Genomic DNA, 21,886 nt, shown 5'->3' on the forward strand with positions numbered 1-21,886 from the left:
ATGAGTTCCAAGCCGCGTATTCTCGTCACCCGCCGTTGGCCGCAAGCGGTGGAGCGCGTGCTGGCCGAGCGGTTCGATGTCGCGTTGAACGAGACCGATGCGCCGATGTCCGCCGAACAACTGGCGCGGTCCTTGCGCGAATACGATGCGGTGTTGCCGACCGTTTCCGACCGCCTGCCGTCGCAGCTTTTCGACGGTGGCGGCGTGACGGCAAGGATCCTCGGCAACTATGGTGTGGGTTACAATCATATCGACGTTGCCGCCGCCAAGGCCGCCGGCATTGCCGTCACCAACACGCCCGGCGTCCTGACCGATTGCACCGCCGATATCGCCATGACGCTGCTTCTGGCGGTCGCGCGGCGTGCGGGCGAGGGCGAGCGTCAGGTCAGGGCCGGCGAATGGACCGGCTGGCGACCGACGCACATGATCGGGAGCAAAGTGACCGGCAAGACGCTTGGGATCATCGGTTTTGGCCGCATCGGCAAGGCGATGGCAAAACGCTGTCACTTCGGTTTCGACATGGAGGTGGTGTTCTACAACCGCTCGCGCGTCGATGCGGCGGAAGCGGCACGTTATGGCGCCCGCCAGCTCGATACGGTCGACGAGGTGCTGGAGATCGCCGACTTCGTGTCGCTGCATTGCCCCGGTGGTGGCGAGAACCGGCATCTGATCAACGCAGAGCGGCTGGCTAGGATGAAACCGGGTGCGTACCTCGTCAACACGGCGCGTGGCGATGTGGTCGACGAGCCAGCTTTGACCGATGCGCTGAAGAATGGCGTAATCAGGGGCGCCGGTCTCGACGTCTTCGAGGCGGAACCGAACGTTCCGGAAGGCTTGCGGGTGCTCGAAAACGTCGTTCTGCTACCGCATCTTGGCAGCGCGACGGAGGAAACGCGGGTCGCCATGGGCATGAAGGTGGTCGACAATATCACCGCCTTCTTCGACGGGCGTGAGCCGCCGGATAGGGTCGCCTGACAGGCTGGCTGTTTGATGGGCACCTGCTGCTCATAAAGCGATCATCTTGCCGATTTTCTTTGCAAAACAATAACTTGACTTGGCGTCGCGAGATGCCGACGATGGCAGCCGATGAACATGAGCAATGCGGCCATCATCGCCCCGCAGCGGGCGTTCGGAAAGGGGCGGCTGGTCGCGAAAGTGGCCGCCGGTCGCACGCGTATCGATGCGCTCTACCAGGAAGGCTGCGCCAAGATCCGGCTGCCCAGCACTTTCGACAATTCGATGGAAGCGGTGCTGATCAATTCGTCGGGGGGGCTGACCGGCGGCGATCGCATGGCCTGGGAGATCGAAGCCGGCCCGGCAACCGAACTGGCCGTCAGCACGCAGGCCTGCGAGAAGATCTACAAGGCGAGTGCCGGCACGGTCGAGGTCACGACACGCATCAAGGTTGCAGCAGGGGCGCGGGTGGACTGGCTGCCGCAGGAAACGATCCTGTTCGACCGCGCCTCGCTGACACGCGCGCTCGACGTCGAGCTCGATGGTGACGCGACATTTCTGGCCGTCGAGGCCGTGCTCCTCGGTCGCAAGGCCATGGGTGAAGCGATGCAGGCTGGCCTCTTTCGCGACCGCTGGCGCATTCGCGTCGATAGCAGGCTGCTGCATGCTGAAAACCTGACATTTGCCGATGACATCGCCGCGCTTGTTGCCCGGACCGCCGTTCTTGCCGGCAGCGTGGCGTTTGCGACGCTGTTCTACACCGGCCCTGATAGCGAGATGTTGCTGCCGCGGTTGCGCGCGCTCGTCGAGGCGCAAGCGGGAGCAGGTGTCAGCCACATCAAACTCGGCGGTCGCGACAAGCTTATTGGACGCTTTGCGGCGGCCGACGGGTTCGCGCTCAGAAAAATCCTCATCCCGGTCATTTCGCACTTGCGCAAGCAAAAGACAGTGCCGAAAGTCTGGGTTCTCTAATGCACAATGAAACCGGTGGCGACGCATGAACCTGACCCCGCGCGAAAAGGACAAGCTGTTGATTTCCATGGCCGCGATGGTTGCCCGTCGCCGCCTGGAGCGCGGCGTCAAGCTCAACCATCCCGAAGCGATCGCGCTGATTACCGACTTCGTCGTCGAAGGTGCGCGTGACGGCCGGTCGGTCGCCGAATTGATGGAGGCGGGCGCCCATGTGATCACCCGCGCACAGGTGATGGAAGGGATCGCGGAGATGATCCACGATATCCAGGTCGAGGCGACGTTCCCTGACGGCACCAAGCTCGTCACCGTCCATGAACCGATCCGCTGAGGAGGCAAGCACATGCTGGCACTGCGCCCGAACTGCGAATGCTGCGACAAGGACCTGCCACCCGAAAGCCGCGAGGCGATGATCTGCACCTTCGAGTGCACCTTCTGCGTCGACTGTGTCGAGGGCGTGCTTGGCGGCGCCTGCCCAAATTGCGCCGGTCAGTTTACGCCACGCCCCGTGCGCCCTGTCGCGCTGCTTGCAAAATATCCTGCGTCGACCGAGCGGGTCTTGAAGCCTCGGGGCTGCACCGATGCCAACGCGGCCTGAGAGGGGGGCGAGCGAGACATGATCCCAGGGGAAATCATCGCCGCGAGCGGCGACATCGAACTCAACCACGGCCACGAGACGGTGACGATCGAGGTTTCCAACACCGGTGACCGGCCGGTGCAGGTCGGAAGCCACTATCATTTTGCCGAAACCAATGCCGGGCTCGACTTCGACCGCAGCGCCGCCCACGGCAAACGCCTCGACATTCCCGCCGGCACGGCCGTGCGCTTCGAGCCGGGACAGAAACGGCAGGTGACGCTGATCCCGCTTTCGGGAAAGCGCGAGGTATTCGGCTTCCGCCAGAAGGTCATGGGAAAGCTTTAGGGATGACAATGCGAACAATGCTGATCGCGAGCGCCTTGCTGCTCGCCGCCATGCCGGCCTTTGCGCAGGAGGAGGATGTCGACTGCGCCAATGCGACAACGCAGGCGGACATGAACATCTGCGCCAACGAAGACTATGGGGCGGCCGATACCGAACTCAATGTCGTCTACAAGCAGACCGTTACCGCGATGCGCGCCAAGGACGAGGAGCTCGCCGACATGAGCGCGGACTATGTCGGGGCCGAGGAGGCGTTGAAAAAAGCCCAACGCGCCTGGATCGGCTATCGCGATGGGCAGTGCGAGCTTGCCGGTTTCGCGGCGCGTGGCGGATCTCTGGAGCCGATGCTCGTCTCCGTGTGCCTGGCCGAGTTGACCAGGGCGCGCACCGAGGAGCTGAAGGTGCTGCTCGAGCCGTCGGAGAACTAGCGCGATGGAGGGCCGCACCATCGTGATTGTCGGAAACGGGGAGGTGCCGACGGGCCCCGCCGCAACGATTGATGCTGCCCATGTCGTCATTCGTTTCAACGATTGCCGCTCCGTCGGCGCGGGCGGGACGAAGACCGATATCATTGCCGTTTGCAATACCGGCCGGCCCGCACTTGCCATGCTCGGCGGCGGACGCTGGAAGAACAGCGCCGCTGTCCGGCAATCCCGCGAAATCTGGAGCGTGCGCGCGGCCGAGAAATTCACCGGAATGCGGGCAGCCCTGGCCGAAACGCACCCGGACCTCGACGATTTCTGCGACGACTACACAGCCGGTTTCGTCAGCTTCACCGCTGCGACGGGTCGCAAACATCGCGTCATTCCGGTGACCGTGCATGAACAGCTGGATCGGGACCTGGCACGGTACGCGCCCACGCCATACGTCGTTCCGTCGAGCGGAATGGTGCTGATCGCCGACGTGCTTTCCGACTTTGCCATGCCTGGTGACGATATCGTTCTCGCCGGCTTCGGTCATGCCGGCTGGGGGCTGCATCCCTTCGGTGCCGAGCGTCGCTACGTCGAGGCCCTTGTGGCCGAGGGCCGTCTTCGTCGTCTTCCCTCATCTTTTTCAGACTTGTCCCAAGGAGCCTGAACCCATGCCCTACAAGATGTCGCGCGCCGCCTATGCCAACATGTTCGGCCCGACGGTCGGCGACAAGGTCCGGCTCGCCGACACCGAGCTGTTCATCGAAGTGGAGAAGGACTTCACCACCTATGGCGAGGAAGTGAAGTTCGGCGGCGGCAAGGTCATCCGCGACGGCATGGGCCAGAGCCAGGTGACGCGGGCGGCCGGTGCTGTCGATACCGTCATCACCAATGCGCTGATCGTCGACCACTGGGGCATCGTCAAGGCCGACATCGGCTTGAAGGACGGGCGCATCGCGGCGATCGGCAAGGCCGGAAATCCCGACATGCAGCCCGGCGTGACGATCATCGTCGGGCCTGGAACCGAGGTGATCGCCGGCGAGGGCAAGATCGTCACGGCAGGCGGCATGGACAGCCACATCCACTTCATCTGCCCGCAGCAGATCGAGGAAGCGCTGATGAGCGGGCTGACCTGCATGCTCGGCGGCGGCACGGGACCCGCGCATGGCACGCTTGCCACCACCTGCACGCCGGGCCCGTGGCATCTTGCCCGCATGATCGAGGCGGCGGACGCCTTTCCGATGAACCTTGCCTTTGCCGGCAAGGGCAATGCTTCGCTTCCCGGCGCCCTGGTCGAGATGGTGCTTGCAGGCGCGACGTCGCTGAAGCTGCACGAGGACTGGGGCTCGACACCGGCAGCTATCGACTGCTGCCTCGGCGTTGCCGACGAATACGACGTTCAGGTGATGGTCCATACCGACACGCTGAACGAGAGCGGCTTCGTCGAGGATACGATCGCGGCGATCCGGGGCCGCACCATCCATGCCTACCATACGGAAGGCGCGGGCGGCGGCCATGCGCCCGATATCATCAAGATCTGCGGCCAGCCGAACGTCATCCCGTCCTCGACCAATCCGACACGGCCCTACACGAAGAACACGCTCGCCGAGCATTTGGACATGCTGATGGTCTGCCATCACCTGTCGCCGTCGATCCCCGAGGACATCGCCTTTGCCGAAAGCCGGATCCGCAAGGAAACGATCGCCGCCGAAGACATCCTGCACGATATCGGCGCCTTCTCGATTATCTCGTCCGACAGCCAGGCGATGGGCCGTGTCGGCGAGGTGGCGATCCGCACCTGGCAGACCGCCGACAAGATGAAGCGCCAGCGTGGGCCGCTGCCGCAAGAGACCGGCGACAACGACAATGTCAGGGTCAAGCGCTACATTGCCAAATACACCATCAACCCGGCGATCGCCCATGGCCTCAGCCATGAGCTCGGTTCGCTCGAGGTCGGCAAGCGTGCCGATATCGTGCTCTGGAACCCGGCCTTCTTCGGGGTGAAGCCCGACCTGGTGCTGATCGGCGGCACGATCGCGGCCGCCCCGATGGGCGACCCCAATGCCTCGATCCCCACGCCGCAGCCGGTGCATTACCGGCCGATGTTCGGCGCCTATGGCAAGAGCCGCACCAATTCCTCCGTTACCTTCGTCTCGCAGGCCTCGCTCGATGCCGGGCTTACCGGTCGGCTCGGCGTTGCCAAGCAACTGGTCGCGGTCAAAAACACCCGCGGCGGCATCGGCAAGGCGTCGATGATCCACAACAACCTGACGCCGCATATCGAGGTCGATCCGGAGACATACGAGGTGCGTGCCGACGGCGAGTTGCTCACCTGCGAGCCGGCAACGGTGCTGCCGATGGCGCAGCGCTATTTCCTGTTCTGAGTGGCAGGCGGTCTTGTCGCGAAAAAGCGGTATCGGGCGAGCGCTCAAATGGATCGCGTTCGGCCTACTCGGGCTGATCTTGGCTGTCGTGCTTGGAACGGTCGTGCCGCGGCCGCTGCTACCGACGACGGCGACAGCAGCAGCAACGACCGCAGTCGGCGAACGCATCCTGATTCTCTCGAGCCCGATCCACACCGATATCGCCATTCCGCTGAATGACGAGACGCGCGCGCGGTTTGGTTTCACCGGCGAGGCGGGCGTACCGCTCGATCATCCGGAGGCGAGATGGCTGATCTTCGGCTGGGGCGGCCGGTCGTTTTATCTGGAAACGCCGACATGGTCCGACCTGAAGCCGATGCCGGTCTTCAGGGCGCTGACGGTCGACCGCTCGGTGATGCACGTGGATATCGCCGGGGCGATCGTTGAGCCCCAGCCGTCGGTCGCAAGCGTGGACCTGGACCGCGCCGCGTTCGAAAGGCTGATGACGTTCATCTCGCAAAGTTTTGCCAGGAAAGACGGCGCCGTCGTACCGGTCGAAGGCTTTTCCTATGGTTACGCCGACCGCTTCTTCGAGGCAGAGGGAACGTTCAACGCACTGTTTGGCTGCAACACCTGGACCGCGCGGGCGCTGCGCGAAGCGGGATTGCAGACGGGGCTCTGGAATCCTGTGCCATCGACCCTCGGCCTGTCGTTGCGGCTGCACAACTGACGCATTGCCGTGCTCGAGATGGGCTGGAAGAGGCATGCGCCCGTCGCATGCCTGCCATGCAGGGCTGTGAAATGCAGCCTTTCGCCGTGCGCCGCAGCGGAATCTCCGGTAGGAAGCGGGCTGAAATTTTCCTCGACTGCGACTGTTCTCCAAAGGCCGCTCGCAATCGAGTGCCCGCACCGAAGGAGATGACCATGCTCGGCAGAAAAGTACCGTCCGTAACGTTCCGCACCCGCATTCGCGATGAAGCCGTCGGCGGCTCCAACCCGTTCCGTTGGCAGGATGTTTCTTCCGACGATTACTTCGCCGGAAAGCGCGTCGTGCTGTTTTCGCTGCCGGGCGCTTTCACGCCCACCTGCTCGACGTTCCAGCTGCCCGATTTCGAGAAGCTGACGGCCGAGTTCAACGCTGAAGGCGTTGACGAAATCTACTGCATCTCGGTCAACGACGCGTTCGTGATGAACGCCTGGGGCAAGTCCCAGAACCTCGAAAACGTCAAGCTGATCCCCGACGGCTCGGGCGAATTCACCCGCAAGATGGGCATGCTCGTTGCCAAGGACAACCTTGGTTTCGGCATGCGCTCCTGGCGCTACGCCGCCGTCGTCGATAACGGCGTCGTCGTGCAGTGGTTCGAGGAAGAAGGCTACTCCGACAATTGCGACAGCGATCCCTATGGCGTTTCCTCGCCGCAGAACATCCTCGAGACGCTGAAGTCGCAGAAGCTCGCAGCCTGATCGGCTCTGCGAACGGATGGATTTTCGAAACCCCGGTGCTGGCGCCGGGGTTTTTTCTTGCTACATTGCAAGATGAAAAAGATGTCGAGGGTTCAATGGTTTACATTATCGCTTATCTGACCGCACACAAGGGCAAGGGGGTGGACGTCCTGCCGCTGGCTGCACCGCTGATCGAGGCCACACGGCGCGAGGCGGGCTGCATCAGCTACGAACTCTACCAAAAGCCGGCCGACCCGGACACGCTGGTGTTCGTCGAAACCTGGAAGGACAGGGCGGCCGTCGATGCGCATTTCGCCGAACCGCATCTGAAGGCTTTTCAGGCCGCGATGGCTGATCTGCTCATCGAGGCGCGTATCGAACTCGTGCATCCGGAAAAGGTCGAGGTGCTCTGAGATGCCCTATCGCTCCACCGAGGTGCTTTCGCCTGGCGACAGGGACAAGGCGCCGCTGCACAGCGTGACGCTTTCCCATGATGCGCGGCATCTGCGCCGCAAGCTGCTGCACCTCGAAAACGACGATGTCGTCATGCTGGATCTGAAGGAAGCGGTGATGCTGGCGGATGGCGATCTGCTGGTGCTCGATGGCGGCGGCTATATCCAGGTTCTTGCGGCGCCCGAAGCGCTCTACGCGATCCGCCCGCGCGATCCGCTGCACCTCATCGAACTCGCCTGGCATCTGGGCAACCGCCACCTGCCGGCGCAGATCGAGACGGGCCGCATCCTGATTGCCCGCGATCCGGTCATCCGGGCGATGCTCGAAGGGCTGGGGGCTGTTGTCACCGAGGTTTCCGAGCCGTTTCATCCGGTGCGTGGCGCCTATCACGCGGCCGGTGGGCACGACCACGGTCACAACCATCATCACCATGGCTGAACGGGTCGACACGCAGGCGCTGCTCCGCCTCGTGGCCTGGCTGTCACCGGCCTTTCCGGTCGGTGCCTTCTCCTACTCGAACGGGTTGGAGCAGGCCGTTCACGATGGCCATGTGTCTGACGCCGGGAGCCTGCGGTCGTGGCTTGAGACAATGCTTTGCCATGGATCCGGGTGGAACGATGCGGTGCTGCTTGGCGAAGCCTATCGGGCGTTCGAGGAACCGGCCCGGCTCCATTGCGTGATCGAACTGGCCGTGGCGATGGCGACCAGCCGCGAGCGACATATGGAAACCATGCTGCAGGGCGATGCCTTTCTGGCTGCTGCGCGGCATTGGCCGCATCCGGTGATGGAGAGGCTGGGTGATGGCGTCGCCTATCCTGTCGCAGTTGGCGCGATTGCCGGTGCCCATGCAACCGGGCTTGAGCCGGCGATTGCCGCCTATCTGCATGCCTCGATTTCGAACGCGGTCTCGGTCGCCATCCGCTGCGGCGTGACCGGCCAGCGCGATGGCGTCGGCGTGATCGCGTCACTGGAGCCGACAATCGCGGCGATCGCGGAAAAGGCGTGTGCTGCCTCGCTGGACGATCTTGGTTCGGCCGCGATCACGGCCGATATCTCGTCTTTGAGACACGAAACCCTGCATTCCCGGCTCTTCCGCTCCTAGGGCTTTTCCGAGGAGAAGCGCTGTGCAGCACGGCGCGAGAAATGTGAAAGTCTAAGCGAAATAAGGTCTTTGCGCATAGGATTGGCGCCACAGGTTTGGACCGTCTCGGACACTGAGCATCGCCTTCGAAAGGAACGTACATGACATCGAAGAATGGTCCACTGCGCATCGGCATCGGCGGCCCCGTCGGCTCCGGAAAGACGGCGCTGACGGACAAGCTCTGCAAGGCGATGCGGGAGAAGTACTCTGTCGCCGTCGTCACCAACGATATCTACACCAAGGAAGACGCCGAGGCGCTGGTGCGCATGCAGGCATTGCCTTCCGATCGCATCGTCGGCGTCGAGACTGGCGGTTGTCCGCACACCGCTATCCGCGAAGACGCGACGATCAACCTGCAGGCGATCGCCGACCTCAACCGTCGCTTTCCCGATCTTGATGTCGTGTTCATCGAATCCGGTGGCGACAATCTGGCGGCCACCTTCTCTCCCGACCTCGCCGATCTGACGATCTATGTCATCTCCGTCTGCCAGGGTGAGGAAATCCCGCGCAAGGGCGGGCCCGGGATCACCAAGTCCGACCTGCTTGTCATCAACAAGCAGGATCTCGCCCCCTATGTCGGCGCTGATCTCGAGGTGATGAACCGCGACGCCACCCGGATGCGGGCGGAAAAGCCTTTCGTTTTTACCGACATGAAACGCGGTGAGGGTGTCAGCCGGATCGTCGACTTCCTGACGCTGCATGGCGGCCTTTGAGCAATGCCGGGCGCTCCGTTTTGCCGGATCTGAAGCGGTCGTGACGCTCAGCGTGTCTCGCAGGCGAACGCCAGCAGACGTTGGAAGCGGCTGTCCGTCGGGAGATGCGTAGAACGGAAGAGGGGGAGATGGTGCGCTTCCCCGATGCCGTTTCAGCCGGAAAGGCCTAGAAACGCTCGAGAGCGTTGCGATCGTGGATCTCGATCATGCGTCCCTTGACGGTGACGCCGGAGCGGCGCAGCGCCGAGAAGGCGCGCGAGAGCGCTTCTGGCGCGAGCCCGAGCTTGCCCGCCAGTACATTCTTCTGGAACGGCAGCCGGAACGAAAACGTCGTCGACCCGTCCGGGCAATGGCCGAGAATGTAGTTGGCGACACGCTGCGGCGCCGTCAGCAGACGGTCTTCCGCCAGGCAGTCCTCGGCCATCTGGCCGTGCCTGCAGAGCAATTCCATCAGTGCCTGGGCAATATCGGGATGCGTTTCGGCAAGGCTACGCAAGTTGCGGCTGTCGAGGCGCGCGATTGTCGAGGATCCGATTGCCCGGGCGCTTGCGGTCGCACGGTTACCGAGGAACATGGCGCTTTCGCCGAAAAGCTCGCCTTTGGGGAAAACGGCGATGTCGGCCTCGCGGCCATCCTTGCCGAGGCGATAGAGACGCACCAGACCGGACAGAACGCAGAAGACGCTGTCGACCGTTTCGTCCTGGTGAAACAGGACATCGTGCTCCTCGTGGTTGGTAACCACCGCGCCTTCGAGAACGGCATTGGAAGCCGCCGCTGACAGCTTCTCGAAGAAGCGGGAGCCCAAAAGCACCGCTCTGTCACTCGAGTTCAATCGCAAGGTCTTCATCGCACCGGCCCTAAATCAAAGTCGCGTCAGGGTAGCCGTGCTTTTGAAACGCGAATTGACCTCGATCAAATAGCCGGCACAAAAAAGCCCGCGCCTATCAGCGCGGGCCTTGTTGTCGGGCGATTTGTCCAGGCTATTCGGCAGCAAGTGCCGGGTGGTTGATCACCTTGCCCGTGGACTTGGCTTTCGGCTGACCGTCTTCGATCGTCTTGAGGCGCTCTTCCAGTCCTTCGATCGACTTGCTCTGGTCGTTGACCCGTTCGGTCAGGGCTTCGCGGTCGAGCGGCAGGTTTTCGTCATCCTTCTTGCCGACGAAGCGGCCGAAGGCCCAGGCGAGCAGGCGCGACAGGTCATCCATGATCAGGAAGAAGGAAGGCACGACGACGAGGCTGAGGATCGTCGAGACGATGATGCCGCCAATGACGGCGATCGCCATCGGTGCACGGAACGAGCCGCCTTCGCCGACGCCAAGCGCGGAGGGCAGCATGCCCGCCGACATGGCGATCGAGGTCATGATGATCGGACGGGCGCGCTTGCGGCCTGCCTCGATCATCGCCTGCGTGCGGTCCATGCCGTGGTGCATCATCTCGATGCCGAAATCGACCAGCAGGATCGCGTTCTTCGTGACGATGCCCATCAGCATCAGGATGCCGATCAGAACCGGCATCGACAGCGAGTTCTGCGTCAGGATCAGGCCGGCCGCGACACCGCCCATGGCAAGCGGCAGCGAGAACAGGATGGTGAAGGGCTGGATCACATCCTTGAACAGCAGGATCAACACCACGAGCACCAGCATCAGGCCAAGCAGCATGGCGTTGACGAAGCTGACCTGCATCTCCTCCTCGACTTCGGCATCGCCGCTCTTGAGCAGTTGCACGGTGCTCGGCATCTTCGCTTCGGCGGCAATCTGCTCGAAGCGTGCCGAGGCCGTGTTGAGCGCGACGCCGATCGGAAGATCCGCGCCAAGTGCGACGACGCGGTTGCGATCGTAGCGTTTGATCGAACTCGGGCCCTCGGAGTAGTTGATGTCGGCAACGCTGGACAACGGCACCGTCGAACCCGACGCCGTCTGGATCTTCAGGCTGCGGATGGCAGCGATATCCGTGCGGAAATCGCGGTTGACCTGGACACGGATCGGGATGAGCCGGCCATCGAGCGCGATTTTTGTCAGGGCCGCGTCGATGTCGCCGATGGTGGCGACCCGGATGACTTCCGAAATCTGGGCGGTGGTGATGCCGAGGCGCGACATCTGCTCGTCGCGCGGACGGATCTGCAGTTCCGGACGGGGCAGGGCGCCGTCGGGGCTGACATTGGCGAGCAGCGGATCGCTGCGCAGCTTGCCTTCGAGAACAGCGACGGCCTTGTCCAGGTCCTTCTCGTTGTTGGACAGCAGATTGAACGACAGTTCTCGCTCGCCGCGGTCGTTGAGCTTGATGACCCGCACGTCCGGCAAGTCGCGGACGCGGGCGAATATCTCCTTCTCGATCTGTGCCTGGGGAATGATGCGGCCTTCCGGCTCAAGCTTCGGCAGGTACTGACCAATGACGGGCAGGCGGCCGAGCACATCGTTGACGACCTTGTTGACCAGCGAGTGATCGCGCTTTTCGAGCAGCACCGTAACCGTGGCACGGCGCAATTCCAGGTCGCCCTTGGGCGAGGCGCCACCGAGCACGAAGACGCTCTCCACGCCTTCGAGGTCCTTGACCCTGTCGTAGATCTGCGCAGTCGTGCGGTCCGTGTCCTCGAGCATGGCGTCCGGCGCAAGTTCGACCGACAGGCTGACGCGTGACGTGTCATCAGGGGGCAGGAAGCCACCAGGCACGAACATGAACAGCGCAGCCACGGAGGCGACGGTGACGCCGATCGCGACGAGCACCGTCAGGTAACGCATGTACCAGCGCTTCGTCGTCGCTTGAACCAGACGCGTGTAGCGACGCATCAGAGCGCCGTCTTCGGCGTGGTGGCCATCGAGTTTCGACGGGCGCATCAGATAGGCGGCCATGACGGGCGTGATCAGGCGCGCGACGAGCAGCGAGAAGAACACCGACACGGCAACGGTCAGGCCGAACTGGATGAAGTACTGCCCGACGATGCCCGGCATGAACGACACCGGTATGAACACCGCGATGATGGTGAACGTGGTGGCAATCACGGCCAGGCCGATTTCGTCCGCCGCCTCGATCGCCGCCTTGTAGGGCGATTTGCCCATATGGATATGCCGCTCGATGTTCTCGATCTCGACGATCGCGTCGTCGACGAGAATGCCCGTTGCCAGCGTCAGCGCCAGGAAGCTGACGAGATTGAGCGAGAAGCCGAGTATCTCCATGACCCAGAAGGTCGGGATCGCTGAGAGCGGCAGGGCGACGGCGCAAATCAGCGTCGCGCGCCAGTTGCGCAGGAACAGCATGACGACGATGACGGCGAGCAATGCGCCTTCCATCAGCGTGTGCAGGGCGGCTTCATAGTTTCCGTAGGTGAAGTAGACGGAATCGTCGACCATCTCGATGGTGACGTCGGGGTTCGTGGCGCGGACCTTTTCCAGCGACTTGGCAACGGTTTCGGCGACGCTCACCTCGCTTGCGCCCTTGGCGCGGAAAACCGCGAAGGTCACGCCGGGATTGCCGTTGAAGCGCGAGAAGGAGCGGGGCTCCTCATAGGTGTCGGTGACGGTGCCGAGTTCGGAAAGACGAACGAAGCGACCGCTCGGTACCGAGATCATGGTGTTGGCGAGCTGGTCGACGTTGCGGGCATCGCCGAGCGTGCGGATCGCCTGCTCGCTGCCACCCACCTGACCGCGACCGGAGCCCAGATCCATGTTCATGCGGCGAAGCTGGCCGTTGACGTCGGCGGCGGTGATGCCGAGCGAGTTCAGCTTGTCCTCATTGAGCTCGACGCGAACCTCGCGGTCGGCGCCGCCGTAGCGGTCGACGCGGCCGATGCCGCTCTTGCCCTGAATTTCGCGCTTGATGACGTCGTCGACGAACCAGGAGAGTTCTTCCAGCGACATGCCCGGCGCCGAGACGGAGAAGGTCTGGATAGCCTGGCCCTCGACGTCGACCTTGGAGACGATCGGCTCCTCGATCGAGGTCGGCAGGTCGCCGCGGATACGGTCGATGGCGTCCTTGACGTCCTGGACGGCTTGCGTCGTCGGCACTTCCATGCGGAAGATCACGGCGGTCGTCGATGTACCGTCGTTGATCGTCGACTGAATATGGTCGACGCCGGTGACGCTGGCGACCGCGTCCTCGATTTCCTTGGTGACCTGGGTTTCGAGTTCGGCCGGCGAGGCACCGCTCTGCGCCACGCTGATCGAGACGATCGGCACGTCGATGTTGGGGAAGCGGGTGATCGGCAGGCTGTTGAACGACTGATAGCCGAGCACCAGAAGCACGAAGAAGGCGAGGATCGGAGCGATCGGATTGCGGATGGACCAGGCTGAGAAATTCATGGTCACGGTTCCTGTCAGTTGGTCGCTGGCTGGGCGGATTTGACGGGATTGATGTGGTCACCGTCGCGCACATAGGCGCCGGCCCTGGCCACGACCTGTTCACCCGCCTTCAATCCTTCGACCACCTCGACGAACTTGCCATCGGAGATGCCGGTCGTCACCGGGATGATGTTCACCACGCCGCCATCGACCTTGCGCACGATGGTCTTGCCATCCTCGATGGTCACCGCCGTTTGCGGCAGAACGATAGCCTTCTTCTCTTCGGCGGTGATGATGGCGCTGGCATACATGCCGGACCGCGCCTTGGCGGTGTCCTTGAGGCTGATGAACACGGTGCCAAGGCGTGAAACGGGATCGACCGTCGGTGCGATCAGGCGGATAGTGCCCTCGACCCTGGTGTTTCCGCCGGCAAGGGTGATCGTTGCCGGCTGGCCAATAGCAAGCTTGATAATGTCGGCTTCGGCGACGTCGGCCTTCATCTCAATGGCGCCATCGCGGATCATCGCGAACAACGGTTCGCCGCTGCCGTTGGCGATCGCGCCGATCTTGGCATTCTTGGCCGAGATCACGCCGGCCACCGGTGCCTTGACTTCGGTTCGCATGAGCCGAAGGTCGATGTCGTCGATCTGGGCTTGAGCCACCTTGATATCGGCGTTGGAGACGGCGACGGCCTGCTCGGCGGAGCGGACACGGGCGCGGGTGGCCGCCGCAAGCGCGCGGACGCGATCGGCTTCGGCCGTCGACACGGTGCCGTTCTTGGCAAGCTCGGCGTTGCGATCGCTGACGCGCGTGGCTTCGTCGGAGTTGGATTTCGCTTCAACAAGCTGGGCGTTGAGCTGCGCGAGCCCGGCCTCAGCCTTGGCAAGCGAGGCTTCGAGCTGGCTCTTTTCGAGCCGCAACGCGTCGTCGTTGAGGACCACGAGAACGCTGCCTTCCTCAACCTTGTCGCCGATGTCGACATTGAGCGATCGGATCGACAGTCCCTCGACCAGCGGCGCCACATAGACCTGCTCCACCGCCTGTATCGTCCCGGTTGCAACGACCCGGTCGGTGATCTGCTGATCGACCGCCTCGGTGACGATGATCGAGGGCAGGTTCTGCGCCGGCTGGGCCTTGGCTGCTTCCTCGGCGAATGCACTGGAAATGGGAGCAATGATCATCGCAGCGCAAACGCTGAGAAGAGGTAATACTTTGTGAGCCATCGGCTTTACAATCCTGGCAACGGAAACGACATAAAGTTGGATCTCGGCTTTTTGGGCCGGATCCCTATGCAATCAAGCGATTTTCAGTCTCGCCGACGCTTGCTGCCGCGGACCAGGCGAAGCAAGGCATGGGCGCACGGCCATGGTATTTTCCTGCGCCGCAGACACGGTATCAGACCGTGAGCGCGGGCCGGACGGGAGAGGCTCCCGCAGGCAAACAGATCGGAAAAATGAACTCCTCCCGTGTGCTTGCCTCCAACAAACATCCGCGCCTATGTAATCTTCACATCAGATGCTTACAAGTGCGGTGAAGTGATGGTTCCTCAATATTTCTGTCGTTCTGCAGTCTTGGTTGCAATCTCGACACGATCTTGACATTCCGGGCGCATCAACGCCCCGTTACCGCCGAATTGCCACCCCCACGCCCGGAAATTCGCGGCAACCCTGGCGGGCCTTGAACAGCCCCCTTTGAAACGGAAGAGGGCCGCGCGACAACTGTCGCACGACCCTCTTCTGTCGTTTGTTTCGTTTTATTTCGTTTTACTTCAGCGCGGCGTCAGTGATCTCGTGCGTCCATGCACCGGCCGGCTCCTTGGAAATGACCGGATCGGACCCGCCCGAAAGCAGCGACTGCACGGTGCGCTTGTAGTCGGCTTCGTCGAGCGCGCCGTTCGAGCCGGCGGTCAGCTTGGCGACTTCGCCCATCATGCGCTTCTGGTGCTTTTCGGTCTGGGCGCCGGTCGAGTCGTTTTCGAGAACGATGTCGGCCGCTTCATCCGGGTTCTGCTCGGCGTATTTCCAGCCCTTCATCGAGGCGCGCACGAACTTGACCATCTTCTCCTTGAAGGCCGGGTCCTTGAGCTTGTCTTCGAGTACGTAGAGACCGTCTTCGAGCGTCGCCACGCCCTGGTCCTCGTACTGGAAGGTGACGAGATCGTCCGGCTTGATGCCCGCGTCGATGACCTGCCAATATTCGTTGTAGGTCATGGTCGAGATGCAAGCCGCCTGCTTCTGGATCAGCGGATCGACGTTGAAGCCCTGCTTCAGAACCGTCACGCCTTCCGGCCCGCCGTCGGTCGGGATCTTCAGATGCGACATCCAGGACAGGAACGGATACTCGTTGCCGAAGAACCAGACGCCGAGCGTATGGCCCTTGAACTTGTCCGGGCTGGTGACACCGCTTTCCTTGAGGCAGGTCAGCATCATGCCCGACTTTTTGAACGGCTGGGCGATGTTGACGAGCGGCACGCCCTTTTCGCGCGTGGCAAGGGCTGACGGCATCCAGTCGACGACCACGTCGGCGCCGCCGCCGGCAATCACCTGGGCCGGAGCGATATCCGGGCCGCCCGGCTTGATGTCGACGTCGAGGCCTTCTTCATCGTAGAAGCCCTTGTCCTTGGCGACGTAGTAGCCGGCGAACTGGGCCTGCGTGACCCATTTCAGCTGCAGTGTCACCTTGTCGGCGGCTTGGGCGTGGAACGCTGTAAGCGAAAAGACGCCTGCGGCGAGAAGCGATGCAAGTCTCTTGTTCATGTCAGTTCCCTCTTGTTTTTGCTTCATTTTCTTTGGATCACTGCGTCGTTTTCAGGCGCGCCCTCCGCGGATGGAGGGATGCCAGAAGGTGACGGCGCGCTCGATGAGCGCCACCACCCCATAAAAAGCCGAACCTGCCACCGCCGCGACGGCGATTTCGGCCCAGACCATGTCGACGTTCATGCGGCCCACTTCCGTGGAGATCCGGAACCCCATGCCGACAATGGGTGTCCCGAAGAATTCGGCGACGATGGCACCGATCAGCGCCAGGGTGGAGTTGATTTTCAGCGCGTTGAAGATGAACGGCCAGGCAGCGGGCAGGCGCAGCTTGATCAGCGTCTGCCACCAGGACGCGGCATAGGTCTGCATCAGGTCGCGCTCCATGTGGCTGGACGCCGCCAGCCCAGCGATGGTGTTCACCAGCATCGGGAAGAAGGTCATGATGACGACGACGGCGACCTTGGACTGCCAATCGAACCCGAACCACATGACCATGATCGGCGCGACGCCGATGACCGGTAGCGCAGAGACGAAATTGCCGAGCGGCAGCAGTCCTTTTTGCAGGAAGGGCGAGCGGTCGATTAGAATGGCGACGACGAAACCGAGGCCGCAACCGAGCGCATAGCCCGTCAGCACCGCCTTCAGGAAGGTCTGGCGGAAGTCGGCCATGAGCGTCGGCACCGAACTGATCAGGCGCTGCCAGATCATCGAGGGTGCCGGCAGCAGGACCGAGGGCACTGAGAAGCCACGCACGATGCCCTCCCAAAGCACCAGGAGGGTGATGCCGAAGAGGAGCGGCACTGCGAAGCGCGCCGCGCTGTTGGCGGCGTCGCTTTCGAAACGCTGGCGTACCAGCCATTCGTTGAAGGCCCAGGCCGCAAGCCAGAAGACGATGGCGGCCATCAGGATCGGAAGGTTCATGGCTTGGCCCCCATGCGCTTCAGGACGGCGGTGTGCGCAAAGCCGACGATCATGACGAGGACGGCGGCAAGCGCTGCCGCCATGAACAGGGCCGACCAGATCTGCACCGTCTGGCCGTAGTAGGAGCCGGCAAGCAACCGGGCGCCGAGACCGGCGACGGCCCCGGTCGGCAGTTCACCGACGATGGCACCCACGAGCGAGATGGCGACCGCAACCTTCAGCGACGTGAAGAGATAGGGCATCGACGACGGCCAGCGCAGCTTCCAGAAGGTCTGCGCCTTGGAGGCGTTGTAGGTGTGCATAAGGTCGAGCTGGATCACTTCCGGGCTGCGCAGGCCCTTGACCATGCCGACGACGACCGGGAAGAACGACAGATAGGTCGAGATCAGCGCTTTGGGCAGCAGGCCCGAAATGCCGATGGCATTGAGGACGACGATGATCATCGGCGCCACGGCAAGGATCGGGATCGTCTGGCTGGCGATCACCCAGGGCATCAGCGACCGGTCCATCGCGCGGTTGTGCACGATGCCGATGGCAAGGAGAATGCCGAGCACGGCGCCGATGCCGAAGCCGAGAAGCGTGGCCGAAAGCGTGATCCAGGCGTGGTAGACCAGGCTGCGTTTCGAGGTGATCGGCTTGTTGAAGGTCGTGTCCCAGATCTCGGCGATCACCTGATGCGGCGCCGGCAGCACGGGCCGCTCCTGCGCCATGGTGTTGTGGACGATCTCAGAGAAACCGATCTCGGTGCCGGCACGGGCAGCGGTGTCGCGCTCGAACGGCGCATTCAGGAATACGGCTGCGACGTACCAGATGACGATCAGCAGCGCGACGACGGTGCCGACGGGCAGGAGTTTGTCTCGAAGGAAGCTTTCCTCGCGCATCGTCACGCCTTTCCGCTTGTGGGCAGCAGCATCAGGCCCATGGCGGCAATGCCGAGCATGACGCCGGCCGCCTGGGTGAGGCTCAGCCTTTCGCCGAAGACGGCAAAGGCGATGATGTTGACGAGGACCAGTTGCACGATGGCCGACAACGAGATCGCAAGGCCAAGGCCGCCGTCGCGCATCAGCTTCACCATGATGATGTTGCCGACCATGTAGAGCCCCAGCGCCAGGATCAGCACGCCGACATGGCTGTTGGAGACGTAGGCGCGCGAGGCCGTCGCACCGCCGAGAAAGATGGTGGTAGCCAGCAGCAGCCAGAGCACATAGGCAAGGTTCATCGCCGGCCCTCCGCTCCACGCCAATGGTAGAGTATGTCGGGCAGGCTTTCTTCGTTGTCGCCATCGGTCCGGCGAAAGGCGGAGAAACCTTGGTTCTCGTAAAAGCGCTGGGCCCTATCGTTTGCCTCGAAGGTCCAGAGGTTCAATTCCTGCGGCGACAGCGCCTTGGCCGTCTCGATGAGGTCGCTGCCGACGCCCGTGCCGCGATTAGGCGTATCGATGTACAGCGCCGTGACGAAGTGATCGCCGGAGAGCGCCATGAAGCCGGCGACCCGGTTGTCCCGCTCGGCGACGATCACGGTGCGCTCCGGAAAGACTGTCTCGACATAATATCGCTCGACGTCGGCATGATCGTGGATGCGCGGCATCCAGGGCGTCGCATCGATCCATCGGTTGAGTATGTCGGCGCAGGCGCTCATGTCGCCTCGCGTTGCAGCACGGCAGATCGTCGAAGGCGCCGCGCTATTCCTCATAGCTGTGACCCGCGCGCAGGCCCTCGCGGACGCGATGGGCGATCTCGAGAAACTCTGGCGTTTCGCGGATGCCGAGCGGACGCTCGCGCGGCAGGGGCGATTCGATCACGTCGGTGACGCGGCCGGGGCGGGGGCTCATCACCACGATCTTGGTGGAGAGATAGACGGCCTCGGGGATCGAGTGTGTCACGAAACAGATGGTTTTGTTCGTGCGGGCCCAGAGTTTCAGAAGCTGCTCGTTCAGGTGGTCGCGAACGATCTCGTCGAGCGCGCCGAATGGCTCGTCCATCAAGAGGAGATCGGCATCGAAGGCGAGCGCGCGGGCGATCGAGGCGCGTTGCTGCATCCCGCCCGAAAGCTGCCAGGGATATTTTTTGCCGAAGCCCGTGAGGTTGACCAGATCGAGCGTGCGGTCGATGCGTGCTTGTCTCTCCGCCTTGGAGTAGCCCATGATTTCCAGCGGCAGGGCGATGTTGTTTTCGATGGTCCGCCAGGGATAAAGGGCGGCCGCCTGAAACACGTAGCCGTAGGCGCGCTGCTTTCGCGCTTCCTCGGGCGTCATGCCGTTGACGGTGATGATGCCGGCGGTTGCCTTTTCGAGGTCGGCGATCACGCGCAGGAACGTGGTCTTGCCGCAGCCGGAGGGGCCGATGAAGGAGACGAAATCCCCCTTGGCCACGTCGAGATTGACGCCTGTCAGGGCGTTGACCGGGCCATCGGCGGTCTCGAAGGTCAGGCAGAGGTCCCGGGCCGAAACCACGGATGCGGTATTGGACGTCATCGGCGAATACTCATTCTGGCTTGGCTGTGTCAGACTGCTATCCGGACCGGCAACATGCAATCGCGGATTTGGAAGCGGAGCCGTTTGCTGCTGGTTTTTCAGGGAATTCTGGAGAACAGTCATGTCTCGATCATCCAATCCTGGCTGTCGCGTGGTTCGCCCCGGCAGCGGATATGCCGGAAAGCAGGGGCTCAGCTATTTCGAGGGCATCGCGGCGGAGACCGTCGGGGCGACCGGCATCTGCATGCACCTGTTGACGATCCCGCCCGGCGGGCGTGCGAAGGCGCATCTGCATGAGAGCCACGAGACGGCGATCTATGTGCTGTCGGGAGAAGCGCACACCTGGTTCGGCGACAGGCTCGAGGAGCATGTCGTCGTCCGGGCCGGCGAAATGTTCTACATTCCGGCCGGCGTGCCGCATCTGCCGGCCAACCTCTCGGACGCGCCCTGTTCGGCGGTCATCGCCCGCACGGATCCGAACGAGCAGGAAAGCGTCGTGCTTTTGCCCGAGCTCGATGTTCTCGTGCCGGCCTGACGCGGACTGCCGCCGCACCGAAGCGTTCCGCCGGTTCGGCGGAACATGTCCGGTGGGACAGAGTGGTGTGAAGACATGCAGGCCGCGATACACCAATCTCACACCCCGGTCGCCGGGATGCCGCTGCGCTGGACGGCACGGGGCGCGGTGACTTCCTTCCAGGTGGTGAGTGCCGCGCTGACGGCCGGGAACGGATCGCGGCGCACGAACTCGCCGTGGCCCTCGCGCGTCTTGATCGTGCTTTCCTCGATGGCGACGACGCCGCGGGTCAGCGTGTAGCGCGGCAGGCCCTTGACCTCCTTGCCCTCGAAGACGTTGTAGTCGATCGCCGACTGCTGGCTCTTGGCCGAGATCGTCTTTGAGCGCTTGGGATCCCAGACCACGAGATCGGCATCGGCGCCGACGAGCACTGCACCCTTCTTCGGGTAGATGTTGAGGATCTTGGCGATGTTGGTGGAGGTGACGGCCACGAATTCGTTCATTGTGATGCGGCCGGTGTTGACGCCGTGGGTCCAAAGCATCGGCATGCGGTCTTCAAGTCCGCCGGTGCCGTTGGGGATCTTGGTGAAGTCACCGACGCCAAAGCGCTTCTGTTCGGAGGTAAAGGCGCAGTGGTCGGTCGCCACCACCTGCAGCGAACCGGAAGCAAGGCCGGCCCAGAGACTATCCTGATGCAGCTTGTTGCGGAACGGCGGCGACATCACGCGGCGGGCGGCATGGTCCCAGTCCTTGTTGAAATACTCGGTCTCGTCGAGCGTCAGGTGCTGGATCAGCGGCTCGCCGAAGACCCGCATGCCCTTCGAACGGGCTCGGCGGATCGCTTCATGCGCCTGTTCGCAGGAGGTGTGAACGATATAGACGGGGCTGCCGGCCATGTCGGCAATCATGATGGCGCGGTTGGTTGCCTCGCCTTCGACTTCGGCGGGGCGCGAATAGGCGTGCGCTTCCGGGCCGTTGTTGCCTTCGGCCAGCAGCTTTGCCTGCAATTGCGCGACGACGTCGCCGTTTTCCGCATGCACGAGTGGCAGCGCGCCAAGTGCCGCGCAGCGCTGGAAGGACGAGAACATCTCGTCGTCATCCACCATCAGGGCGCCCTTGTAGGCCATGAAATGCTTGAAGGTGTTGATGCCCCTGTCCTTGACGATGGTCTCCATCTCGTTGAAGACCTTTTCGCCCCACCAGGTGATCGCCATGTGGAAGGAATAGTCGCAGTTGGCGCGGGTCGACTTGTTGTCCCACATGGTGAGCGCTTCGAGCAGCGACTGGTTGGGCGAGGGCAGGGCGAAATCCACGACCATGGTGGTGCCGCCGGCAAGCGCCGCCCGTGTGCCGCTTTCGAAATCATCCGAGGAATAGGTGCCCATGAACGGCATTTCGAGGTGGGTGTGCGGGTCGATGCCGCCGGGCATGACGAAACAGCCGTCGGCGTCGAGCGTCTCGTCGCCCTGAAGGTTCGGCCCGATCTCGACGATCCTGCCGCCTTCGATCTTCACATCCGCCTTGTAGGTCAGGTCGGCCGTGACGATGGTTCCACCCTTGATGACAGTGCTCATTGATTTTCA

General features: G+C 62.9%; 25 protein-coding genes. 15 read left to right on the forward strand and 10 right to left on the reverse strand.

Annotated features, from left to right (window positions below; all coding sequences use genetic code 11):
• From RTP54_RS20855 to ureG, 14 genes are all read left to right on the forward strand, one after another.
• Window positions 1-975 (forward strand): D-glycerate dehydrogenase, encoded by a 975-nt coding sequence (locus RTP54_RS20855; protein ID WP_312365604.1) that lies wholly within the window; start codon window positions 1-3, stop codon window positions 973-975.
• A gap of 117 nt (window positions 976-1,092) precedes the next feature.
• Window positions 1,093-1,926, forward strand: coding sequence for an urease accessory protein UreD (locus RTP54_RS20860; RefSeq protein WP_312365801.1), 834 nt, complete (start codon window positions 1,093-1,095; stop codon window positions 1,924-1,926).
• A 25-nt stretch (window positions 1,927-1,951) separates the two neighbouring features.
• On the forward strand, window positions 1,952-2,254 hold the full coding sequence (locus tag RTP54_RS20865) for an urease subunit gamma (protein WP_025428139.1): 303 nt from the start codon (window positions 1,952-1,954) through the stop codon (window positions 2,252-2,254).
• 12 nt (window positions 2,255-2,266) lie between these two features.
• Window positions 2,267-2,521, forward strand: a complete 255-nt coding sequence (locus tag RTP54_RS20870) for a DUF1272 domain-containing protein (protein WP_312365619.1) — start codon at window positions 2,267-2,269, stop codon at window positions 2,519-2,521.
• 18 nt (window positions 2,522-2,539) lie between these two features.
• On the forward strand, window positions 2,540-2,845 hold the full coding sequence (locus tag RTP54_RS20875; RefSeq protein WP_112833686.1) for an urease subunit beta: 306 nt from the start codon (window positions 2,540-2,542) through the stop codon (window positions 2,843-2,845).
• 8 nt (window positions 2,846-2,853) lie between these two features.
• Window positions 2,854-3,270 (forward strand): lysozyme inhibitor LprI family protein, encoded by a 417-nt coding sequence (locus tag RTP54_RS20880; RefSeq protein ID WP_312365802.1) that lies wholly within the window; start codon window positions 2,854-2,856, stop codon window positions 3,268-3,270.
• A 4-nt stretch (window positions 3,271-3,274) separates the two neighbouring features.
• Window positions 3,275-3,919, forward strand: a complete 645-nt coding sequence (locus tag RTP54_RS20885) for a Urease operon accessory protein (protein ID WP_312365622.1) — start codon at window positions 3,275-3,277, stop codon at window positions 3,917-3,919.
• A gap of 4 nt (window positions 3,920-3,923) precedes the next feature.
• Window positions 3,924-5,636, forward strand: coding sequence for an urease subunit alpha (gene ureC, locus RTP54_RS20890; RefSeq protein WP_312365624.1), 1,713 nt, complete (start codon window positions 3,924-3,926; stop codon window positions 5,634-5,636).
• 31 nt (window positions 5,637-5,667) lie between these two features.
• Entirely contained in the window at window positions 5,668-6,345 is a 678-nt protein-coding gene (locus tag RTP54_RS20895) for a TIGR02117 family protein (RefSeq protein ID WP_312365803.1), read from the forward strand.
• 194 nt (window positions 6,346-6,539) lie between these two features.
• A complete protein-coding gene (locus tag RTP54_RS20900) occupies window positions 6,540-7,079 on the forward strand; it encodes a peroxiredoxin (protein ID WP_112810605.1) in 540 nt (179 codons plus the stop codon).
• A gap of 95 nt (window positions 7,080-7,174) precedes the next feature.
• Window positions 7,175-7,471: a putative quinol monooxygenase gene (locus tag RTP54_RS20905; RefSeq protein WP_312365804.1), complete on the forward strand. Its 297-nt coding sequence runs from the start codon at window positions 7,175-7,177 to the stop codon at window positions 7,469-7,471.
• Between the two features lies 1 nt (window position 7,472).
• The gene (gene ureE, locus RTP54_RS20910; protein WP_112810607.1) at window positions 7,473-7,949 is read left to right on the forward strand and encodes an urease accessory protein UreE; all 477 of its coding nucleotides are present in this window, start codon (window positions 7,473-7,475) and stop codon (window positions 7,947-7,949) included.
• Entirely contained in the window at window positions 7,942-8,613 is a 672-nt protein-coding gene (locus RTP54_RS20915; protein ID WP_312365626.1) for an urease accessory protein UreF, read from the forward strand. Before ureE ends, RTP54_RS20915 begins: the two co-directional genes overlap by 8 nt.
• Before the next feature lie 140 nt (window positions 8,614-8,753).
• Entirely contained in the window at window positions 8,754-9,365 is a 612-nt protein-coding gene (gene ureG / locus RTP54_RS20920) for an urease accessory protein UreG (protein WP_312365628.1), read from the forward strand.
• 166 nt (window positions 9,366-9,531) lie between these two features.
• Here ureG and RTP54_RS20925 read toward each other — a convergent pair whose 3' ends face one another.
• The 9 genes from RTP54_RS20925 to RTP54_RS20965 all read right to left on the reverse strand — a co-directional run bounded on the left by RTP54_RS20925 (window position 9,532) and on the right by RTP54_RS20965 (window position 19,789).
• Window positions 9,532-10,212 (reverse strand): Crp/Fnr family transcriptional regulator, encoded by a 681-nt coding sequence (locus RTP54_RS20925; protein ID WP_112817611.1) that lies wholly within the window; start codon window positions 10,210-10,212, stop codon window positions 9,532-9,534.
• Window positions 10,213-10,345: 133 nt separating this feature from the next.
• Complete coding sequence (locus RTP54_RS20930; RefSeq protein ID WP_112810610.1) at window positions 10,346-13,660, reverse strand: efflux RND transporter permease subunit; 3,315 nt, start codon at window positions 13,658-13,660, stop codon at window positions 10,346-10,348.
• Window positions 13,661-13,674: 14 nt separating this feature from the next.
• Window positions 13,675-14,862: an efflux RND transporter periplasmic adaptor subunit gene (locus RTP54_RS20935; protein ID WP_112810611.1), complete on the reverse strand. Its 1,188-nt coding sequence runs from the start codon at window positions 14,860-14,862 to the stop codon at window positions 13,675-13,677.
• Between the two features lie 540 nt (window positions 14,863-15,402).
• Entirely contained in the window at window positions 15,403-16,395 is a 993-nt protein-coding gene (locus RTP54_RS20940; RefSeq protein ID WP_312365633.1) for an ABC transporter substrate-binding protein, read from the reverse strand.
• Window positions 16,396-16,446: 51 nt separating this feature from the next.
• Entirely contained in the window at window positions 16,447-17,316 is an 870-nt protein-coding gene (locus RTP54_RS20945) for an ABC transporter permease (protein WP_112810613.1), read from the reverse strand.
• Window positions 17,313-18,197, reverse strand: a complete 885-nt coding sequence (locus RTP54_RS20950; RefSeq protein ID WP_112810614.1) for an ABC transporter permease — start codon at window positions 18,195-18,197, stop codon at window positions 17,313-17,315. Before RTP54_RS20950 ends, RTP54_RS20945 begins: the two co-directional genes overlap by 4 nt.
• A gap of 2 nt (window positions 18,198-18,199) precedes the next feature.
• Window positions 18,200-18,535, reverse strand: a complete 336-nt coding sequence (locus RTP54_RS20955; protein ID WP_112810615.1) for a hypothetical protein — start codon at window positions 18,533-18,535, stop codon at window positions 18,200-18,202.
• On the reverse strand, window positions 18,532-18,954 hold the full coding sequence (locus RTP54_RS20960; RefSeq protein WP_312365636.1) for a GNAT family N-acetyltransferase: 423 nt from the start codon (window positions 18,952-18,954) through the stop codon (window positions 18,532-18,534). The genes RTP54_RS20955 and RTP54_RS20960 overlap by 4 nt, the downstream gene beginning before the upstream one ends.
• 43 nt (window positions 18,955-18,997) lie before the next feature.
• A complete protein-coding gene (locus tag RTP54_RS20965) occupies window positions 18,998-19,789 on the reverse strand; it encodes an ABC transporter ATP-binding protein (RefSeq protein WP_112810617.1) in 792 nt (263 codons plus the stop codon).
• Window positions 19,790-19,910: 121 nt separating this feature from the next.
• On the opposite strand from RTP54_RS20965, the gene RTP54_RS20970 reads away from it, so the two are divergent.
• A complete protein-coding gene (locus tag RTP54_RS20970; RefSeq protein WP_312365640.1) occupies window positions 19,911-20,324 on the forward strand; it encodes a cupin domain-containing protein in 414 nt (137 codons plus the stop codon).
• Window positions 20,325-20,422: 98 nt separating this feature from the next.
• Here RTP54_RS20970 and hydA read toward each other — a convergent pair whose 3' ends face one another.
• Entirely contained in the window at window positions 20,423-21,877 is a 1,455-nt protein-coding gene (hydA, locus tag RTP54_RS20975; RefSeq protein WP_312365642.1) for a dihydropyrimidinase, read from the reverse strand.
• Window positions 21,878-21,886: the final 9 nt, after the last annotated feature.

This window comes from Ensifer sp., assembly GCF_031989085.1.
GTDB lineage: Bacteria > Pseudomonadota > Alphaproteobacteria > Rhizobiales > Rhizobiaceae > Ensifer.

Coding starts and splice junctions, on each gene's coding strand:
- hydA (WP_312365642.1), bottom strand. CDS start 21,877: ATGAGCACTGTCATCAAGGGTGGAACCATCGTCACGGCCGACCTGACC.
- RTP54_RS20905 (WP_312365804.1), top strand. CDS start 7,175: ATGGTTTACATTATCGCTTATCTGACCGCACACAAGGGCAAGGGGGTG.
- ureC (WP_312365624.1), top strand. CDS start 3,924: ATGCCCTACAAGATGTCGCGCGCCGCCTATGCCAACATGTTCGGCCCG.
- RTP54_RS20915 (WP_312365626.1), top strand. CDS start 7,942: ATGGCTGAACGGGTCGACACGCAGGCGCTGCTCCGCCTCGTGGCCTGG.
- RTP54_RS20950 (WP_112810614.1), bottom strand. CDS start 18,197: ATGCGCGAGGAAAGCTTCCTTCGAGACAAACTCCTGCCCGTCGGCACC.
- RTP54_RS20885 (WP_312365622.1), top strand. CDS start 3,275: ATGGAGGGCCGCACCATCGTGATTGTCGGAAACGGGGAGGTGCCGACG.
- RTP54_RS20955 (WP_112810615.1), bottom strand. CDS start 18,535: ATGAACCTTGCCTATGTGCTCTGGCTGCTGCTGGCTACCACCATCTTT.
- RTP54_RS20860 (WP_312365801.1), top strand. CDS start 1,093: ATGAGCAATGCGGCCATCATCGCCCCGCAGCGGGCGTTCGGAAAGGGG.
- RTP54_RS20870 (WP_312365619.1), top strand. CDS start 2,267: ATGCTGGCACTGCGCCCGAACTGCGAATGCTGCGACAAGGACCTGCCA.
- RTP54_RS20875 (WP_112833686.1), top strand. CDS start 2,540: ATGATCCCAGGGGAAATCATCGCCGCGAGCGGCGACATCGAACTCAAC.
- RTP54_RS20900 (WP_112810605.1), top strand. CDS start 6,540: ATGCTCGGCAGAAAAGTACCGTCCGTAACGTTCCGCACCCGCATTCGC.
- ureG (WP_312365628.1), top strand. CDS start 8,754: ATGACATCGAAGAATGGTCCACTGCGCATCGGCATCGGCGGCCCCGTC.
- RTP54_RS20960 (WP_312365636.1), bottom strand. CDS start 18,954: ATGAGCGCCTGCGCCGACATACTCAACCGATGGATCGATGCGACGCCC.
- RTP54_RS20855 (WP_312365604.1), top strand. CDS start 1: ATGAGTTCCAAGCCGCGTATTCTCGTCACCCGCCGTTGGCCGCAAGCG.
- RTP54_RS20940 (WP_312365633.1), bottom strand. CDS start 16,395: ATGAACAAGAGACTTGCATCGCTTCTCGCCGCAGGCGTCTTTTCGCTT.
- RTP54_RS20965 (WP_112810617.1), bottom strand. CDS start 19,789: ATGACGTCCAATACCGCATCCGTGGTTTCGGCCCGGGACCTCTGCCTG.
- RTP54_RS20865 (WP_025428139.1), top strand. CDS start 1,952: ATGAACCTGACCCCGCGCGAAAAGGACAAGCTGTTGATTTCCATGGCC.
- RTP54_RS20970 (WP_312365640.1), top strand. CDS start 19,911: ATGTCTCGATCATCCAATCCTGGCTGTCGCGTGGTTCGCCCCGGCAGC.
- RTP54_RS20880 (WP_312365802.1), top strand. CDS start 2,854: ATGCGAACAATGCTGATCGCGAGCGCCTTGCTGCTCGCCGCCATGCCG.
- ureE (WP_112810607.1), top strand. CDS start 7,473: ATGCCCTATCGCTCCACCGAGGTGCTTTCGCCTGGCGACAGGGACAAG.
- RTP54_RS20945 (WP_112810613.1), bottom strand. CDS start 17,316: ATGAACCTTCCGATCCTGATGGCCGCCATCGTCTTCTGGCTTGCGGCC.
- RTP54_RS20930 (WP_112810610.1), bottom strand. CDS start 13,660: ATGAATTTCTCAGCCTGGTCCATCCGCAATCCGATCGCTCCGATCCTC.
- RTP54_RS20925 (WP_112817611.1), bottom strand. CDS start 10,212: ATGAAGACCTTGCGATTGAACTCGAGTGACAGAGCGGTGCTTTTGGGC.
- RTP54_RS20935 (WP_112810611.1), bottom strand. CDS start 14,862: ATGGCTCACAAAGTATTACCTCTTCTCAGCGTTTGCGCTGCGATGATC.